The following is a 17,476-nucleotide window of genomic DNA, read 5'->3' as shown; positions in this document are numbered from 1 at the left end:
CGGCTCACCACCGCTCACCGAGCAACTCGGTGACCTCCTCGGCCGAGCATCGGGCGCCGCGCTCGCGGCCGGCACGAAACTCCGGTTCACCGAGTTCGGTACGGCATCTTGCGGCGGTGTCGGCCGCCGCACCTTCATATACCCCGGGCATACCGCGCAGCGAGTCGGCCGCACCCAGCATCATCGCGCCCCGCGCCGGCGCACCGAGTGCCACCGCGATCCCAGCCATGCCCTCCACCGCTGCCGCGGCCACCGGCCGGGACCGGTCGCGCGCCAACTCGAACGCCTCGCGGTGCGCCGCCAGTGCACCCTCGATATTCGCCTCGGCGAGACAAATCCAGCCCAATCCGATGAGGCTACGGGCCAGGGCCTCGGCCGTGCCGAACGTGTCGTTGCCGGGCACAGCGATGGCGGTGACGTAGTACTCCCGGGCGGCGGACAGATCACCCGCTACCCGGGCCAGATCGCCGAGCCCACGTAGTGCGTTCGCGTAAATATCCGTTGCGCCTGTTGCGCGGGCCAGTTCCGCGGCGCGGTGGTAGGTGGTACCCGCATCCGCGCGACACGCGGCGGACCCGCGGGCGAGAATGTCACCGCGCCGGTTGAGCAGGTCAGCGGCGTCATCGCCGGCGCCCAGCTCGGTCTGCAGAAGGACGGCCTCGTCTATGAGGTCCAAGGCGGCCTTTCGTTCACCACGCCAGTCGGTGACCGCGGCGAGCTTGTCGAGCGTGGTCGCGATCGCCCACCGGTCGCCGATAGCGCGGAAATCCGCTAGCGCACAGGACAATTCGGGCTCGGCCAGCAGCGGCTCACCGGACAGGAGGTACCGCAGTCCGGTACCGAGCCGCAAGAATGACTGCGACCAGCGATCAGGACCGAACAACACATGCTGCCGCTCCGGCGACAGATCGAGCAGCCCGCCGGCAGTTGCCAACAGAAACACCAGATGTGGCCGCCGCAAAGGTCCTTCGATGCTGGACAGGGCCGCGGCAGCCTGGGTGACCGGCACCGGCGGCCCGATTCCGGCGCGCGCGGCGACCGCTACGCAGAAGGCGTATTCTTCGACGTCCGCCGCCGGGTCGAGGGCGGGCAGCAGTTTGCCTGCCAGTTCGACGGCGTCGCCCGAATAACCACGCAGCCACCAGTGCCACGCATGGGCGGCGATCAACCGCTGTGCCAGTGCGGGATCCATGTGCACCGCCCAGCGCAGCGCCGCCTGCATATTGTCGTGCTCGGCCGTCAGCCGCGCCAGCCAGTCGAGCTGCTCGGGGCCGCGTAGCAGCGGATCAGCCCGCTCGGCCAGCTCCGTCGAGAAACCGGCGAGGGCACGTTGCAACCGTTCACGCTCGCCAGCCTCGGTCAACCGTGCGAAACCGTAGGCCCGGATGGTCTCCAGCATCCGGTAACGGCCGTTGCGCGCTTCCACCAGCGACTTATCGGCCAAACTGTCCAACAGTTCGTCGGCGTCGTCGAGTTCGCAAACGGATGCGACCATGGCTGCGGTGGCCCCACCCGCGAAGACGGCGAAGCGTCGCGCCAGTAGGCGTTCGGACGGTTCCAGCAGTTCCCAGCTCCATTCCACCACCGCCTGCAGTGTCCGGTGTCGTGGTTCGGCGGTGCGATCCCCGCGCGCCAACAGCCGGAACCGATCGGCGAGCCGCGCGTCGATCTCGCCGACGTCGAGAGTGCGCAGCCGGGCGGCGGCAAGTTCCAGGGCCAACGGCAGCCCGTCCAGCCGCTCGCAGATGCGCCGCACGGCCGCGATCGTGCCCGCGTCGACGGTGAATCCCGGCCGCGCGGCGGCGGCACGATCGGCGAACAGGCGGACCGCGCTGCAGCCGAGCTGGTCGGCCAGTGCCGCCTCCGCGGCCACAACCGGCAGCTGCCCGACCGCGAGCACGGTCTCGCCGGTGATGCGCAAGGCTTCCCGGCTCGTCGCCAGCACCCGTAAGCCTGGACAGTCACGCAACAGCCGATGCACCAGGCGGGCCGCATCGAGGATCAGATGCTCGCAGTTGTCGAGAATGATCAACTGCGACCGGTCGGCGAGCATGGCGCGCACTCGGGCTTCGGCATCGTCGTGGTCACCGCTCGCACGGCCACCGAGCGTCACCGCGATCTCCGGCGCCACCTGTGCGCCGTCCACCAGCGGCGACAAATCCACGAAACAAACCTCGCCCCGAACCCGAGCGCCGACTTCCATCGCCAACCGGGTCTTACCAGTACCGCCCGGGCCGGTGAGTGTCACCAGGCGGGCCCGGGTAAGCAACGACGCGACCTGCGCAAGCTCGTCGTCTCGACCGACGAAACTGGTGAGCTGGGCGGGTAGGCGGCGCACCGCGGCGGCGGCGACGGTGTCGGCCCGCAGGATCGTCGAGTGCGCCTGCATCAGCTCCGCCGATGGGTCGGCGCCCAGTTCGTCGGCGAGCAGTTGCCGGCCCTGCTCGAACAGCTCCAGCGCCTGTGCCTGCCGCCCACCGGCATAGAGCCCACGCATCAGTAGCGCTCTGGCTCGCTCCCGAAGCGGATGTGCGGCAACGAGTTCCGGCAACGTAGCGACCACCGCCCGGTGATCACCCAACGCCAATGCGGCTTCGGCACGATCCTCCTGAGCCGCCAGCAACGCCTCGGTGAGGCGGGCGACCACCGCGGCGGCGAATGGCGCGTCGCGCACATCGGCCAGCGCCGCGCCGCGCCATATCCCGGCGGCCTGGTCCAGCAGCGCGACAGCGGCAGGGCAATCTCGGGCGCGCAACGCGATTCGCCCCTCCTCGGCGAGGCGAAGGAACCGATGCATATCCACCAGCTCCGGATCGACCGCGAGCCGGTAGCCCGCCGCCGAGGACTCCACGAGACCATCGGCACCCGCGGCGCGTAGCGCACGCCGCAACCGCGATACCTGGGACTGCAGCGCATGCGCGGCATCACCCGGCGGCTCCTGCCCATAGAGGTCGTCGATCAACCGATCCCGCGACACCACCCGCCCGGCCTCCGACACCAGAACCGCCAGCAGCGACCGTACTTGCGGCCCGCCCACCGCGACCGGAGTCCCATCGGTCCCCCGCACCTCCACCTGCCCCAGGATCCCGAACTGCACGGCCGCCAGTATGCATCCGAAGAACTCTGCGCGTGGGCGCAATTTCCCTGCGTCCACCGACAACCGGGGTACCCGCGCCGCTCCTACCGTGACTGGTGTTGCCAAGCAAGTACGGCAAGCGTCGAGCACCGCAGCCGTCCAGAAAGTGAGGAGTGTCGAATGCGCAGGGTAGTCATGGGTCACAACGACTCCGGCGAAACGCAGGTCCTGTCCGACACGGACATCGACCCGATCACCATCGCCCTGCTGCCCGGCGCGACGGTGCACCGCATGTGGGAGTTGGACAAGGCTCCGGTGCTGCCGGTGACCACAGCGCAGGCCGCGCCAACGGGCACGTATTTCCCCGGCCCTGATGGGCTGCGGTTCGGCTGTATCACCATCCCACCGGGGCTGTCCTATGAGCCGCCCGCGGATGTGTCCGCCTCGGATATGGAAGCGGTCATCGCCGAGGCGGACGCGAAGCTGCCGGGAATGATGGCCACCTTCGATGCGACGCGACCGGGAATGCATACCACCCCTACTGTCGATTTCGTTGTCGTGTTGTCCGGCGAGGGCCGGTTGCGGACGGACAATGGGATCGACGTGGCGCTGCGCGCTGGTGACTGCGTAATCCAGAACGGCTCCGCACATGGCTGGTTCAACGACGGCACGGAACCGTTCGTCTTCTGGTACACCCTGTGTGGCACCGACTGACCGCCGATCATCCACCTGCCCCACCACGGCATGCCACCGCGACGGGCAGCTGCTCCGGCCGACCGTCGGCGCTCCGCGTCTGTCCGGGACGTGACTCGACGCTAGAGGTTTCGCCGCTCGGCTGGCCGGCGTGCCAGGTGCGGCTCGTGCACTTGGGTCGGTGTTGCCGAACAATTCGCGACGCAGCGGCCTCTGTGGGAGATACCCGATCGGGCGCACAGGGTGGAGAAAATCGGGCTCACCGCTGGCGGGGACCAGCCCTCTCGAGTTCTCGATAGGCTACGGAGGCAATGAGCCGAAAAGCGAAAGGTAGCAATATGATCCGGAAGGTTCTGCTGGCGGTGACGGCCGGTGTTCTGATCAGCACACCCGCAACGGCATCGGCCGAGGTGACCGCCATCGAGCAGCCGGCTACCGCACAGGAAGTAGCGATCAGCACCGGATCGGGTGTTGCCGACACCGTCATCAATGGACTGATCGCGCTTATCTTCGGGCCGAACGATCCCTCGACCTGCAAGTTCCCCTACTGCTTCTGAGTTTGCGCCAACCTTTGGCAATTAACTGAAAACGGGTACCGGGCGCACTGCCCGGTACCCGTTATTCATCGGTTCAGCTGAAACGCGCCGCGAGGATCGGCACGTCGGCACCGCGCGCCTCGCCCGCGATACACGACCCAGCCATGGCCAGAGCATTGCCGATCGGCCCCTGCTCGACCACCAGATGGCCACCCGCCCCGGGTCCATCGATGATGGTCACGGTGTTGGACATCGACCCGCCGACGCCACCGCCGACATGCCACGGCCCGCTGATCCGGCTGACCGCACCGTTGGACCAGTGGAGCTTGCCGTCGATCTGACCGTCGACATCGGCGCAGCTACCGCTTCCGTTGAAGGTGCCGCTCACGGTTGCTCCGGCCGCGGGCGTACCCGTGCAGCCGGTGAGGTTGCCCTCCCAGGTGGCCGTGGCGGGCGCGACCGCTATCCCGAGTGGGCTTGTGCTGTAACTGAATTGGCCGCCGGAGCAGCCTCCCGCAATGGGATCGGCGGCGGCCTGTTGAGCCCCGACGAATGCGGCGGCGAGTGCGGCGACGGCGATCGCCGCTGTCGCGATCTTCCGGAAAATTGCCATGACGAATACCTTCTCCCTTGGATCGAACTTGATCTGATGGAGCAGCTGACGACAAGCAAACGCGAAAATCGTAAACGCCGCGCCCGGCGCAGGCTAATCAGCCCACACCCGTTCCTCGGGAAATGCTCGTCGAGCATAGGTATTCGCCGGGTTGACCGTGATCACATCGCAGGCCCGCACAAGCTCTTCCGGTCGATCGTCCAAATGCGCGAGATTCGGCATGATCACCGCTTCCGCATCCGTCTTGCGGATTACCTCGTGCAGTGCCGCGAGAATATCCGTGCCCGCGCCGGCGCACTGCACGATTTCGGCGAGGTCGTATCCATATCGCGTTGCCAATTTACGGATCTGGGCAATGTCCCAGTCCATGGCATCTCCCGACACGTCCGGACGGAGGAATCCGATCGCGGTCGGCGTCGGCCTCATCGACTTGCCTCGTTCCGTCGTGGGCCAGATCTTCTAATGCTGGATCCATACAGGTCGGGAGCAGCTACCGTCGTGGCGCCCCGCCACCGCACACTTTTCGCAGCAAATATAACGCAACCGTAGCAATTTCCCCCGCCGAATACAACAGGTGTGTACGTCCTCGACACCGAAAGCCGTGCGTTCGAACCGATTCCACGTAGGGCCTTCATCGGGATGACCCAGGAGAATCCCGACAAATAATGCCGTCGCAGACCTTCGTCTTCGAGGCACGGCGTTTCATGCGGTGCGTCGCTATGCGAGGTGCGCGGACCCTGTGCGAGACCCGAGGATGTCAGCGCCCGGCGACCTTAGCGAGGTGTTCCGGATAACGCGCACCGGCGAATGCGGTGGCGGGAGCGGCGGCATCGATGCGCGCGAGATCGTCTGCGGTCAGCGTGATCTCGGCAGCGGCCACATTCTCCTCGAGGTAGGTGCGGCGCTTGGTGCCCGGAATCGGAACCACATCGTCGCCGCGACTCTGCACCCAGGCGAGCGCCAATTGTCCTGCGGTAATGCCCTTTTCGGCGGCCAACTCACGCAGCGCCGCGACGATGGCGAGGTTGTCGTCCAGGTTGTCCTCGGCGAATCGCGGTAGGCGGCGGCGCATATCGTCGGCGGGCAGATCGGCGGTGGAAGTGATGGCGCCGGTCAGGAAGCCGCGGCCGAGCGGTGAGAAGGGCACGATGCCGATGCCGAGCTCACGGCAGGTCGGCAGCACTTCGGCCTCGATATCCCTTGTCCACAGCGACCATTCGCTCTGCAGGGCAGTCACCGGATGGACCGCATGCGCACGGCGGATGGTCGCCGCCGAGGCCTCCGAAATGCCGAGGTAGCGCACCTTGCCCGCCTGCACCAGCTCCGACAGCGCGCCCCAGGTCTCCTCGACCGGGACATTCGGATCAACGCGGTGCTGGTAGTAGAGGTCTATGTGGTCGACACCGAGCCGGGCCAGCGAGGCGTCACAGCTCTGCTTGACATACGCGGCGTCGCCGCGGGCGCCCATGCTGCCGTCCTCGCCCCATACGATGCCGAATTTGGTCGCGAGCACCACCTGGTCGCGGCGGTCGGCGATGGCCTTGCCGAGCAGTCGCTCATTCGTCTCCGGGCCGTAGACATTCGCGGTGTCCAGCAGCGTCACGCCCAGATCCAGCGCTCGATGGATGGTGGCGATGGATTCGTTGTCGTTATCGCGCACGCCATAGGCCTGGCTCATGCCCATGCAGCCCAGCCCCTGTGCGCCAACGGTCAACTGGCCGAGCTTCCTGGTCGGAATCATGCGAGGCTCTCCTCCTTGGTCGACGATTTTCGCCATCGACGCTACGACCTGGAGCGCGCTCCAAGTCAAGCGCAAGGAGGTTCAGTTCGCGAATGCGCCCATGACGACGGGTGCGACGAACTGTTCCAGCATTGCCCGTTCATCGACCTCGTCGCGACCGGGCGCGGTGAGCAGCGACATGATGATACGAGCCAACCAGCGGGCCAGCCGGGAGCGCTCCGGATCGGCCGTCGGCGGCAGCAGCCCGGCGGCAATGGCCTCGATGACCTCGGAGGATTGTCCGATTTCATTGGCGATGCCCGCATCACCCGCAGTGAACCACGCGATCAGTGTCGGGTCGGCGCGGACCTCGCGCAGCGATGCGAGCATGACCGCGACGATGCGCTGGCGCGGATCAGTGATCTCACGAGTCCGCTCGGCGACCGTGGCGCCGACGCGACGAGCTTCGCGGTGCACGAACGCGATTCGCAACGCTTGGCGGTTCGGGAAATAGCGATACAGGGTGGCGCGGGAGCAGCCCGCCGCCTTCGCGACATCGCCCATGCCGGTGTTCGTGACGCCGCGCTCGACGAACAGCTGCGCGGCGGCATCCAGGATCTGCTCGGCCGCGATATCGGCGCGCCTGGGGCGCAACCAATCTCCCGCCCCGCCCGGTGCCGCCGTCATCGCGACGCCCGGAACGGCACGCGGTCCGGCCAGCGCACGTAACTGCCCGGGGCATAACGCACACGGTCGATATCGACGACGAAATCCGGACAGCGCGAAAGCAATTCCTCCAGCGTGACGCGTGCGACCATGCGCGCGGCGGCCGCGCCGAGACAATGATGGTTGCCGTGGCTGAAGGTCAAGATCTGCTTGGGCCGACGCAGCACATCGAGTTCGCTTGCCTCGGCGCCGAATTCGCGCTCGTCCCGATTAGCCGAGGCATACAGCAGCAGCACGCGACGTCCCGCCGGAATAGTGGTGTCGTGAATCTCGACGTCGCGCATCATGGTTCGCGCCAATCCCTGCACCGGAGACGTGAGCCGCAAGAATTCCTCGACCGCATCCGGGATGAGTGCCGGCTCCTCGATCAGCAGCCGACGCTGATCAGGGCGCTCGGTCAGCAATTGCACCGCACCACCGAGATTGCCGGTGGTGGTGTCGTTTCCGCCGGTGATCATGGTGAAGGCGAAGCCGAGAATCGAGATGATGCCCGCATAGTCGCCGTCCGCACCGAGCCCGGAAGCCACCAGATGCGAGATCGTATCGTCGGCGGGTTCGGCGCGACGGCGTTCGATCAGATGGGTGAAGTACTGCATCAATTCCCCGATTGCCGCTTGGGCATCGAGCGGACTACCGCCTGCGGAGGCGGTCATGATGTGATCGGTCCACTCGTCGAATTTCGGCCGATCCGGTTCCGGCACACCGAGATAATGCGCGACTACCATGCTCGGCAGCGGCTTGAATAGTTCGACGACGATATCGCCCTCGCCTGCCGCGCACAGCCGCTCCAGCCGCTCGACGACGAAAGCGCGTACCTGTGGTTCGACCGAGCGCACCTGCCGTGGCGTGAAGCCCTTCATGACCTGTTTGCGGAAGGTGGTGTGATCCGGCGGATCGGTGAAGACGAACGGACGCGGTTCAGGCAACCCCATCTCGCCGAGGTCGCGGTAGTCGACGGTCAGACCGCCCGCCGAGGAGAAGGTCGCGACATCCCGCGCCGCCGCATACACATCCGAATAGCGGGACAGGACGTAGTAGTCGCTCGCCGGATCATCCTCGGGCACAACGTGATGTACCGGGTCATGGGCGCGCAGTTCGGCATACATCTGCCACGGGTCGCGCCAGGTCTGCGCGGATCTCAATTCGAAATGCGGACGGTGAGACAACTCTGTCACCATGACACGAGCGTAAGACAGAATGGCAATTCTGTCTAGAACGCGTTACATCTGACGACAGCGGGAATCCTGCGCCACTTCGAACCGGCTGCGATACACGCGTTTCGCCTCATCGATCACCTTTTCGTCGATCACCGCCACGGGGGTGATATCGGTAACCACCGGCTCATGATCCGGCCCCCGCCCCACCTCGCGACCGCACAGTATCCACGCGAATCGCCCCCTCTCGGAACCGAGTTCGGCGTATTTGCACAGTCGGCGCGCTATCCAGTCCTCGGCTGGGCGGGTCCACCACGGCTCGGGAGCCAGCGTGGTCACCGACAGTCCAGGCAGTTCCACCCCCGACTCGTAGTCGAGGCTGGGCCCATCATCGGTATCGGGGCCGTCGGAATAGCGCAGGTACACCGGCCGCTCGGTCACCAAGTCGACGAGATCGGCCAGGGCGCGGATAGTCGGCAACTCTGTCATGGGTCGCCCCTTCGCGCTCAGAACAGGGTTATCACCAGCAGCACCGCCACCACGATGAACAGGATCGCCAACGCCGCGGCCATGGCGATGAACCCGACTCCAGTCGGCGGGAAATGTCGGCTGGTGCGCGGTTCGGGCGCGGACAGACCGGAGGTCTGCGCCGTCTCGGGCGGGGTCGAGCCGGGCCGGACGCCGCCACCCGGCTCGAGATCGGGAGTGCCGCGGGGATCAGGATCCATCGACATGGCGATGCCCTTCGTTGCCGGTGATCATTTCCGGGTCCGTCGGCTTCCCGGCACGTTTACGTCGCAATACCACGATGGCGACGATCACCGGTATCACGACGAGTACCAGTAGAAGTTCCATATCGGGCGCTTACCCGGACGCGCACCACTTAAAGGTCATCGTTCACTCGAAAATTGCCAAGGCTCCGGCCAGGTTGCTGCGGGCGAGCGGCCGCGTCCGCGCGATATCTCGAGCCGTCGCCATGGCATACGACGGCGGTACCGTGGAAGAAGACGCGGGGAGGCGACGATGGTGCAGATGGACCGGCCGCCCAGGGTGCAGACACCGGATGCGGATGCGCCGTGGAACGAGATTGTTCCACAGCTATGGATGGGTGGGCATCACTACGGGAACACCGAGGGTGTGCGGGTGCCCGCGATCGTCGGGACCGAATTCGAGGTGGTGATCAGCCTGTACCAGGCCGAGGGGCACGGGCCGGGACCGGATGTCGAACACCATCACCTCGCGATTCCGGATGCGGCGCTGCACGCCGAGCAACTGGCGGCGGCGCGGGCGTTGGCCAGGATCGCCGCCGCCGCGGTTCGCGCCGACCGCAGCGTCATGGTGCGCTGCCAATACGGATACAACCGCTCGGGTTTGGTGGTCGCGCAGACGCTGCTCGATCTGGGGCATGCGGTCGATGACGCCATCGCGCTGATCCGGCTGCGGCGCTCACGTTACGCGCTGAACAACGAGTTCTTCGTGAAGTATCTGACGATTGGGCTCGACGGCGGCTGAAATGCTCTGTGCCCCAACCACAGGGTTGGGGCACAGAGGGTTCGATATCAACGCGGCGCATTGGCCGGATCGGCGACCGTCGGATGCGTTCCTTCGCGATGCGCCCGGCGCACATCCTCGAAGAACTCCCGCGAGAACATGGCCGACAGCACGGCGGTACCCGCACGGTGCACCCGGAATTCGCTGCGGTTGCTGGTGCCGGTGAGCCGGATGACGCGACCCGCGGCGTCCTGGGGCCGCGCGAAATCCTTCACCCGGCCGCGGCCGGTCCAGTGCAGTTCGGTCTGGTCGATGACGGCGTCGTCGGGGACGAGCAGTTTCACCATGGCGTGGTCGAGATCGGCGTGCACGACGATCTCGCCGTCACCGGTGATCTGCGGCGAGCGCAGGTCGATCACCACGCTGCCGTAGCGGGCCGTGATGTCGAAGGTATCGGCATCGGTCCAGTTGCCGAGGCGCTTTGCGGTCTCGTGGTCGACGTGGATGCGGGTGGCGGTCTTGGCGGTCATTTTTCGATCCTCTCGGGTGGCTTCCGCTGATGAACCAATAGTGACATACACACTAGTTTCTTCGCAACTAGTTTGTATGAACCTAGTTGTCTAAACACCATTAGAATGAGCGGTATGACGGCATCGACGCAGTTCAAGCGCTCGCCCCTGGCGATGGCGCTGCTCGGCATCCTGCATCTGGAACCGATGCACCCGTATGCGATCCAGCGGCGGATCAAGGAGTGGGGCAAGGACAAGGTCGTCAATGTCACCCAGCGCGCGGCGCTCTACAAGACGATCGGCAGGTTGCAGGAGGCCGGACTGGTCACGGTCCGCGAAACCGGCCGCGATCAGCAATATCCGGAGCGGACCATCTACGAAATCACCGATGCGGGCCGCACGGCCTGCGCGAATTGGCTCGCCGAGATGATCGGTGAATCGCGCAACGAGTATCCGGAATTCCCTGCGGCGCTGTCGTTCCTGATGTTGCTCGGGCCCGAAAGCGCCCGCACCGAACTAGAGCGGCGCGCAAAATCGGTGCGCGCCAAAGTCGCCGAGATGGACGCGGACGCGAAGCAGGCCGCCGCGATGCAGCTGCCCAGGGTGGTCATGCTGGAGGACGAGTACCAGCGCGCGGTCACCGAGGCCGAATTGCATTGGCTCGACGCCGTTATCGCGGATTTGGCGGCGGGCACCCTCACCTGGTCCTGGGAATCCCTACTGCCGCATCAGCAGCCGTAGCTCGCATCCCCCCGCGGCGACACCGGAATACCAATCGGCGCCGCCGATGGATCTTCCCAGGATGTGGCGCGACCGTTGCCGCGACAAAGGCCCGCCCCGCGCGAGGTGAATCTCGTCCGCCCCGGTGCGTGCACGCACTCCGCCGATAACGAGCAACGCGCGATTGATCTCGAATTCACCAGCACCGCACCGGATTCGGTGACGATCACACTGCCGTCGAATCCGGCACTCGCGCCGCCTGGCTGGTACCCGGTGTTGGTCGTGAACGATCAGGGTGTGCCGTCGACCGGACGGTGGCTGCACCTGAGCTGATTGTGACCGATCACAGTCCCGGACCGCCACGACGGTGGCGCCGACCGTCACCTGCTCCGTTGCCGCCATGGGCGCGAGCTCGGCCCGTAAGGTACCGATCATGGTTCCCACCGAGATATCCGAGCTGGTCGAGTCGGTCGTGGAGTCGTATCTGCTCGACGGGCCGCGCCGCTACAACCGCACCGAGGTCGCCGAGGAATCCGGGACCACCACCGATCTGACCAAGCGGCTGTGGATGGCACTCGGCTTCCCCGCCGGTATCGATGATGCCGCCGTCGACTACGCCGATGCCGATATCGCCGCCGTGCGCAATTTCCGCGCGCTCAATGTGCTCGCCTCGGCGGACTCCAAGCAGCAGGCCGCGACCGCGCGCACTCTCGGCCAGGGCATGGCGCGACTGGCCGAATGGCAGGTCGATGTGGTGCTCGCCGAAATCAGCGCTCGGATGGCCGCGAGCACGCCCGGCGCCGACCCTGCCGAAACCGCGCGCGCCGCCACCGAGGCGGCCATCTCCACGCTGGAACAGCTCAATACCTACGCGTGGCGCCGCCACCTCGCCGCGGCCCTGGCCCGGTCCCTCGATCCTGGCACTACGGCGGGTGAGGCGGTGCGCGAGTTGGCGGTCGGCTTCGCCGATATGGTCGGCTACACCCGGCTCACCAGGCATCTGCACCCGGATGAACTCTCCATGCTGTTGGAGGCATTCGAATCCACCACCACCGCCGCGATCACCGAGAACGGCGGCTGGGTGATCAAAAACGTCGGCGACGAAGTCATGTTCGCGGCCGAGGATCCGGCCGATGCGGCCCGGATCGCGCTGGCCATCCAGGAGAGCACGATGATGGTCGGCGGCACGCCGGAGCTGCGGGTCGCGGTGGCCTACGGGCCGGTGCTGCAGCGCTTCGGCGATCTGTACGGCTCGGTGGTGAATATCGCCTCCCGGCTCACCGGCGTCGCCCGACCCGGCACCGTTCTCGTCGATGACGACGCCGCCGCGGCCCTGGACGGCAATCCGGAGTTCGATATCCGCAATCTGCGCAGCGTGCGCGTCCGCGGATTCAACCGCCTGCGTCCCCACACCCTGCGGCGCAACGGCAAGTACCGGTAACACACGAACCTGCCGCCCGGGCACCCCCAAGCACAGGGCCGCAACAGCAAGCAGCGGTAAGGCACAACCTGTCTGCCCCACTCGCACCGCCGCAACAGCAAACGCCAGCAACGCAGAACCTGAGTCCACCGCCTGGCCCGCCCGCCCACCCACTCCGCCGCAACAGCACCGGCAACGCACAACCTGAACTCCCGCCTGCCCGCCCACACGCAGCGCCACACCAGCAACACCGGCAACCCACAACCTGGCCGCCCAATCGCAGCGCCGCCACAGTGAACACCGGCACTCCCCGCCTGCCCGCCCACACGCACCGCCGCACAGCAAACATTGGCGACGCACAACCTAAGCTCGTCCGGTGGAATTCGAGTGGGCCGAGTTGCGGGAGAGCTGCGTTATCGAGGAGGACGCGGCGGTGTTGGCGTTGAACAAGCCCGCTGGGATTTCGGTGACCGGGGAGCGACACGACAGCGATATCGTCGAGGCGGCGGCCGCTTCCGGGGAAACACTGTATCCGGTGCACCGGATCGACAAAGTGACCTCCGGGCTCGTGCTGCTAGCCAAGGAACTCGGCGCGCACGGGCAGCTGACCAGGCAGTTCAATAAGCAGACGGCCGAGAAGTCGTATCTGGCGATCGTCGAATCGACCGGCCTGCCCGATCGCGGCGTCATCGAACTCCCGCTCAGTGTCGGCCGCAAGAACCGAGTGCGGATCGCCGCGCCCCGCGAATCCATTCGCGAGCAGGCGGGCCGCTGGTTCGTCGACGACGCGGATCTCCTGGCCACCAAGAACTACCCGTCGACCACGCAGTTCACAACGGTGCTGCGCACCGACGCCCATACCCTGCTGGCCGTGCGCCCTATCACCGGCCGGCGCCACCAGATCCGGATACACCTGGCCTGGATCGGACACCCCATCGTCGGCGACCCGCTCTTCGACAAATCCGCCCGATACGACCGCACCTACCTCCACTCCTGGCAACTCGCCCTGACCGCCCCCTGGCGCACACCCCCAACCCTCACCCTCCAAGCAACCCCAACCCCCGACTTCTGGCGCCCCTTCCAACCCACCCCCGACGCCGAAGCCCTCCTCCAACACGCCGACAACCTGCTGCACACCGCCGAATCCCCGCTGCTCCCTCCACCCGAATAGCCCTACACCCGCACGCAACAGACCAAGCCCCCGTGCCACATAACCACCCCGTTACCTCTCAGCAGCCCCCGAAGCCAATCTCCCCAGCCTGGTCCAACGCTGCTCACGTTCTCTCGTGCCGCGCGTCGAATAGCCGAAAATCCCCTGCGCCGCATGCCCAAATCGCGCGCGGCGCGGCGAGCAGGTTGCGGCGGTGTACGACGAGCGCTTGCGTCGCGGAGTCCGGACGGTCGTCGCGGTTGCTGCGCGCACCGCGGAGCCGATGGGCCGCGGCAGCCGCTCGAGCGATCTTTGCCAGCGCAGAGCACCTGAGCGGAGGCGTCGTGCGAAAAGACACGCGCACGCCGTCTCATCGCCGCGCGCCTCAGCGCGACACACGTAACAATTGCCCCGGCGTGGCACACGGTGATCGGGTTCGTGCGACGACTACTCGGGCCAACTCGGGGAACGTCCGAGGATGGCGACGATCTCGTCGAGCGCGGAGTCACCGGACCAGTTGATGACCGGTCCGAAAGCCGCACCGGGCGCCAGGCGGGCCGGGCCGCCGGGGACGACTTCGGCTACCGAAAGTGCGACCGCGAGCAGGTCGTCGTCGAAATGCACTGTGCGGCCGAGGGTTCGGGCGACGTCCCAGGAGTGCACGACGTAGTCGATGAAGTGGAAGCTGACCGCCTCGGCTCCGGAGAATTCGAAGGCGCGGGTGAACTCCGGCAGTGGAAAAGTTCGGTCGAGCACGCCGTCCTCGGCGAAGGATGCCAAGACATGTTCGGCGGCAGCACGGTAATCCGCGACCGGATCCGCACCCAGCGGACGCAGCCGCCACAGTGACAGGTCGCCCTCGCCGCGGGAGGCGGCCGCGAACCCGTAGTGCTGGGTGATCATATGCGCCAGCAATCCGTGCAGCGTCCACCCGGTGCACGGCGTGGGTTTCGCCAGATCGGCGGCGGTCAGGTGGGAGACAACTTCGATGCTGGTGCGCACCGCCTGTGCATTGAGGGCGATCAAATCGACCTGCGTACCCAGCGATTTGAGGGTCCGCAGTTCGGCGGAGGTGTCGGAATCGGTGGTCATTGAGAGTCCTTTCGAAACATCCAATTAATACGCGCATGCTTATCGTAAGCGCATGCTTATCATAAGCCAAGCGGTATTTTCTACCCATGCCGGAAAAGCGCCCCGACCTCGCCGCGATGATCGCGCCGCTCGGCCGCGCCCTCGCCGCGGCGGAACTGCCCGTCCTGGAGCGGCACGGCCTGACCATGTGGGGCTATGTGGTCCTGCTCGGACTCGGTGACGAACCCGTCTACACCCAGGCCGCGCTGGCCAAGAAAATCCGCGCGGACAAGACACGCATCATCGGCACACTCGACGAACTCCAGCAGCGCGGCCTCATCCGCCGGGACCTCGATCCGACCGACCGGCGCGCACGCCTGATCTCGCTCACCCCGGCCGGTCGGACCACCCGCGACCAGGCACAACACGATATCCAGGAGCAGGAGAACCAACTGCTGGCCCAGCTGCCCGCCGCCGACCGCAAGTCGTTCCTGCGGTCACTGCAGACGCTGTGGGCCTCGGTCGTCGACCCGTCGAGCTGACCCGGTGTGTGCGCGACCACTTCCGACCCCGCGGTCTGCTACCGGTGGTCAGCCTCATGACGACGCGGAACTCGCAGGTCATCTAGCCTGTAGACGTGCCAGCACACGATGCCGACACCCTCTGACGCAATGGAGCGACCCCCCAGAGAAAGCGAACGCCGATGATCCTGGTGGCTCAGGTCAGCGATACCCATTTCGATCTCGGCACCCGCAATGCCGAACGCGCCGAGCGGGTCATGGCCTATCTCGCCGAGCTGCGACGCAGGCCTGATGCCATTCTGGTGACCGGCGATATCACCGATTCGGGTAAACCCGAGCAGTACGCCGAAGCGCGCGTCGCACTCGAAGCCGACATTCCGGTCTATGTCCTACCTGGCAATCACGACGACCGCGCCGCCTTCCGCGCCGTTCTGCTCGGTGAACCCGCATCGACCGCGCCGATCAACCACGCACACCGGGTCGGCGATCTGACCGTGGCCCTGCTGGATTCGAGCGTCCCCGGCGAATCCGGCGGCCGACTCAGCGAGGAAACCTACGACTGGTTGCGCGGCGTACTCGTCGCCGCACCCGCCGACGCGCCCATACTGCTCGCGCTGCACCATCCGCCCGCACATCTGTTCAGTCCGGTCATCGATGAGATCTCGCTGGCCGAACCCGAGAAATTCGCCGAGGTGGTCGCCGCTGACGAACGCATTGTCGGCGTGGTCACCGGACACGCACACTCCGCCGCCGCGACCACCTTCGCGGGCCGCCCACTACTGATCGCGCCGAGCACCGCCTCCGTACTCGGCGGAGAGTGGGAACTCGAACTCCCGCACCGCGTTATGGATTATGCGCCGGATCCTGCCATCGCAATGCACGTCATCGACGAAAACAAGCGCATTACAACGCATTTCCGCAATATCACGATGGACGGCTGGATCAACGTGCCGCCGAATCAGCCCCGCACGGCGCGTTCACGGCGGTAGGCGGCCGGTGTCGCGCCGGTCCAGCGTTTGAAGGCGTAGATGAAGGTGGAGGATTCGGCATAGCCGAGTCGGATGGCCACATCGCTCACCGAAAGCGGTGTGGCGGTGAGCATTTCCTCGGCGAGCGCGCGGCGCACCTCGTCCAGCAGTGTGCGATAGCTGGTACCAGCGGCATCGAGGTGGCGACGCAAGGTGCGGGTGCTCATATTGAGATCGCGTGCGACGGAGTCGATTCCACGCGGAGCGGCGAATCCGTCCGCACCGCCGGGCACCAGGAGTTCGCGCACCTCGGCCGCGATACCCGTGCGGGCGCGTCGTCGGTCCACCAGATCCCGGCATTGTGCCAGGCACATGGCCCAGGTGTGCTCATTCGCCTGCGGCAGTGGCTGTTCCAGCATTGCCGGATCGATGGTGAACAGATTGTGCGACCGCCCGAAACGCGGTCGCACCTGGGTGACCTCCATGATCCGATCGACGTATCCCGGCTCAGGAAACCGGAATTCGGCCCTGGTGAGCGGCAGTTGTTTGCCGATCAGATCGCTCATGACCTGATGCATGGCGGTGACATCGCGTTCGACCAAGAACTGGCGCACATCGGCCGGAATCGATTCGTCGTGCACCCAGGCGATGAATTCGCCCTGCCCCCATTCCGCGACAGGTAGGCAGAAAGTGAAGCTCAGCTCCAGATAGCGCAGCGCGAACGAGATGGCCTCACCGAGCGTCGGACTGCTGACGCACGCGAAACCGAAAATGCCGAAGGTGGTGATCCGATACCGGCGGCCGATCTCGACACCGAGCGCGGGTGTCTCGGCGAGTTCCCGCACGAGATTGCGGATGACGGCGAGCTCGGTGCGCGCGTCGATCTGCGCGTCCGGATCGTGCAGCACGGCCTCGGTCAGCCCGGTTCCGGCGAGCATGCGCTCGACAGGCACGCCCTGCTCACCGCCATAGCCGACCATGAGTGCCACGCTGGCGATGCCGCGTGGAAAGTTCCAGTCGCGGATGCCCGGATCCTGTACCCGCTCCACAGCGGACATTATGGCCGAAAATCTCGATCTGCCGACCGGTACGACCGGCAGTCGTAGAG

21 protein-coding genes are annotated in these 17,476 nt (G+C 66.2%); 9 read left to right on the top strand and 12 right to left on the bottom strand.

Annotated features, from left to right (window positions below; translation table 11 throughout):
- Positions 1-4: 4 nt before the first annotated feature.
- Complete coding sequence (locus tag ACQP2U_RS03650) at positions 5-3,097, bottom strand: BTAD domain-containing putative transcriptional regulator (protein WP_433713383.1); 3,093 nt, start codon at positions 3,095-3,097, stop codon at positions 5-7.
- A 159-nt stretch (positions 3,098-3,256) separates the two neighbouring features.
- Here ACQP2U_RS03650 and ACQP2U_RS03645 point away from each other — a divergent pair, with 159 nt between their 5' ends.
- Together ACQP2U_RS03645 and ACQP2U_RS03640 are read left to right on the top strand one after the other, a co-directional pair.
- Positions 3,257-3,790: a cupin domain-containing protein gene (locus tag ACQP2U_RS03645; RefSeq protein WP_433713382.1), complete on the top strand. Its 534-nt coding sequence runs from the start codon at positions 3,257-3,259 to the stop codon at positions 3,788-3,790.
- 317 nt (positions 3,791-4,107) lie between these two features.
- On the top strand, positions 4,108-4,326 hold the full coding sequence (locus ACQP2U_RS03640) for a hypothetical protein (protein WP_397031276.1): 219 nt from the start codon (positions 4,108-4,110) through the stop codon (positions 4,324-4,326).
- A 73-nt stretch (positions 4,327-4,399) separates the two neighbouring features.
- Here the strand turns inward: ACQP2U_RS03640 and ACQP2U_RS03635 are convergent, their stop codons facing one another.
- The 8 genes from ACQP2U_RS03635 to ACQP2U_RS03600 form a co-directional block, all read right to left on the bottom strand.
- Positions 4,400-4,918 (bottom strand): hypothetical protein, encoded by a 519-nt coding sequence (locus ACQP2U_RS03635; RefSeq protein ID WP_433713381.1) that lies wholly within the window; start codon positions 4,916-4,918, stop codon positions 4,400-4,402.
- Between the two features lie 93 nt (positions 4,919-5,011).
- Entirely contained in the window at positions 5,012-5,344 is a 333-nt protein-coding gene (locus ACQP2U_RS03630) for a hypothetical protein (RefSeq protein WP_433713380.1), read from the bottom strand.
- A gap of 331 nt (positions 5,345-5,675) precedes the next feature.
- Positions 5,676-6,659 carry an aldo/keto reductase gene (locus ACQP2U_RS03625; RefSeq protein WP_433713379.1) on the bottom strand — a complete coding sequence of 328 codons (984 nt, stop codon included), beginning with the start codon at positions 6,657-6,659 and terminating at the stop codon, positions 5,676-5,678.
- A gap of 81 nt (positions 6,660-6,740) precedes the next feature.
- The gene (locus tag ACQP2U_RS03620; RefSeq protein ID WP_433713377.1) at positions 6,741-7,325 is read right to left on the bottom strand and encodes a TetR/AcrR family transcriptional regulator; all 585 of its coding nucleotides are present in this window, start codon (positions 7,323-7,325) and stop codon (positions 6,741-6,743) included.
- Positions 7,322-8,542: a cytochrome P450 gene (locus ACQP2U_RS03615; RefSeq protein WP_433713376.1), complete on the bottom strand. Its 1,221-nt coding sequence runs from the start codon at positions 8,540-8,542 to the stop codon at positions 7,322-7,324. Before ACQP2U_RS03615 ends, ACQP2U_RS03620 begins: the two co-directional genes overlap by 4 nt.
- 42 nt (positions 8,543-8,584) lie before the next feature.
- Positions 8,585-9,007 (bottom strand): DUF6098 family protein, encoded by a 423-nt coding sequence (locus ACQP2U_RS03610; protein ID WP_433713375.1) that lies wholly within the window; start codon positions 9,005-9,007, stop codon positions 8,585-8,587.
- Between the two features lie 17 nt (positions 9,008-9,024).
- Positions 9,025-9,252, bottom strand: a complete 228-nt coding sequence (locus ACQP2U_RS03605; protein ID WP_433713374.1) for a DUF6480 family protein — start codon at positions 9,250-9,252, stop codon at positions 9,025-9,027.
- Entirely contained in the window at positions 9,236-9,373 is a 138-nt protein-coding gene (locus ACQP2U_RS03600) for a hypothetical protein (protein WP_364347222.1), read from the bottom strand. Before ACQP2U_RS03600 ends, ACQP2U_RS03605 begins: the two co-directional genes overlap by 17 nt.
- A gap of 168 nt (positions 9,374-9,541) precedes the next feature.
- On the opposite strand from ACQP2U_RS03600, the gene ACQP2U_RS03595 reads away from it, so the two are divergent.
- Complete coding sequence (locus ACQP2U_RS03595; protein WP_433713373.1) at positions 9,542-10,030, top strand: hypothetical protein; 489 nt, start codon at positions 9,542-9,544, stop codon at positions 10,028-10,030.
- A gap of 47 nt (positions 10,031-10,077) precedes the next feature.
- On the opposite strand, the gene ACQP2U_RS03590 is transcribed toward ACQP2U_RS03595, so the two are convergent.
- On the bottom strand, positions 10,078-10,539 hold the full coding sequence (locus ACQP2U_RS03590) for a hypothetical protein (protein WP_433713372.1): 462 nt from the start codon (positions 10,537-10,539) through the stop codon (positions 10,078-10,080).
- A 114-nt stretch (positions 10,540-10,653) separates the two neighbouring features.
- Between ACQP2U_RS03590 and ACQP2U_RS03585 the strand changes: the two genes are divergently transcribed.
- The 4 genes from ACQP2U_RS03585 to ACQP2U_RS03570 all read left to right on the top strand — a co-directional run bounded on the left by ACQP2U_RS03585 (position 10,654) and on the right by ACQP2U_RS03570 (position 13,829).
- Positions 10,654-11,259 carry a PadR family transcriptional regulator gene (locus tag ACQP2U_RS03585; protein ID WP_433713371.1) on the top strand — a complete coding sequence of 202 codons (606 nt, stop codon included), beginning with the start codon at positions 10,654-10,656 and terminating at the stop codon, positions 11,257-11,259.
- Between the two features lie 63 nt (positions 11,260-11,322).
- A complete protein-coding gene (locus ACQP2U_RS03580; RefSeq protein ID WP_433713370.1) occupies positions 11,323-11,571 on the top strand; it encodes a galactose oxidase early set domain-containing protein in 249 nt (82 codons plus the stop codon).
- A gap of 100 nt (positions 11,572-11,671) precedes the next feature.
- Positions 11,672-12,679, top strand: coding sequence for an adenylate/guanylate cyclase domain-containing protein (locus tag ACQP2U_RS03575; protein ID WP_433713369.1), 1,008 nt, complete (start codon positions 11,672-11,674; stop codon positions 12,677-12,679).
- Positions 12,680-13,034: 355 nt separating this feature from the next.
- Complete coding sequence (locus ACQP2U_RS03570) at positions 13,035-13,829, top strand: RluA family pseudouridine synthase (RefSeq protein WP_433713367.1); 795 nt, start codon at positions 13,035-13,037, stop codon at positions 13,827-13,829.
- A 426-nt stretch (positions 13,830-14,255) separates the two neighbouring features.
- Here the strand turns inward: ACQP2U_RS03570 and ACQP2U_RS03565 are convergent, their stop codons facing one another.
- Positions 14,256-14,900 (bottom strand): TIGR03086 family metal-binding protein, encoded by a 645-nt coding sequence (locus ACQP2U_RS03565; RefSeq protein WP_433713365.1) that lies wholly within the window; start codon positions 14,898-14,900, stop codon positions 14,256-14,258.
- Positions 14,901-14,986: 86 nt separating this feature from the next.
- On the opposite strand from ACQP2U_RS03565, the gene ACQP2U_RS03560 reads away from it, so the two are divergent.
- Together ACQP2U_RS03560 and ACQP2U_RS03555 are read left to right on the top strand one after the other, a co-directional pair.
- Positions 14,987-15,421, top strand: a complete 435-nt coding sequence (locus tag ACQP2U_RS03560; protein WP_433713363.1) for a MarR family winged helix-turn-helix transcriptional regulator — start codon at positions 14,987-14,989, stop codon at positions 15,419-15,421.
- Positions 15,422-15,582: 161 nt separating this feature from the next.
- Positions 15,583-16,389, top strand: coding sequence for a metallophosphoesterase (locus ACQP2U_RS03555; RefSeq protein ID WP_433713362.1), 807 nt, complete (start codon positions 15,583-15,585; stop codon positions 16,387-16,389).
- Here the strand turns inward: ACQP2U_RS03555 and ACQP2U_RS03550 are convergent.
- Positions 16,359-17,417 carry an AraC family transcriptional regulator gene (locus tag ACQP2U_RS03550; protein ID WP_433713361.1) on the bottom strand — a complete coding sequence of 353 codons (1,059 nt, stop codon included), beginning with the start codon at positions 17,415-17,417 and terminating at the stop codon, positions 16,359-16,361. The genes ACQP2U_RS03555 and ACQP2U_RS03550 overlap by 31 nt on opposite strands.
- Positions 17,418-17,476: the final 59 nt, after the last annotated feature.

The organism is Nocardia sp. CA-084685, from assembly GCF_050955785.1.
Classification (GTDB): Bacteria; Actinomycetota; Actinomycetes; order Mycobacteriales; family Mycobacteriaceae; genus Nocardia.
This window is presented reverse-complemented; position numbering and strand designations above follow the sequence as displayed.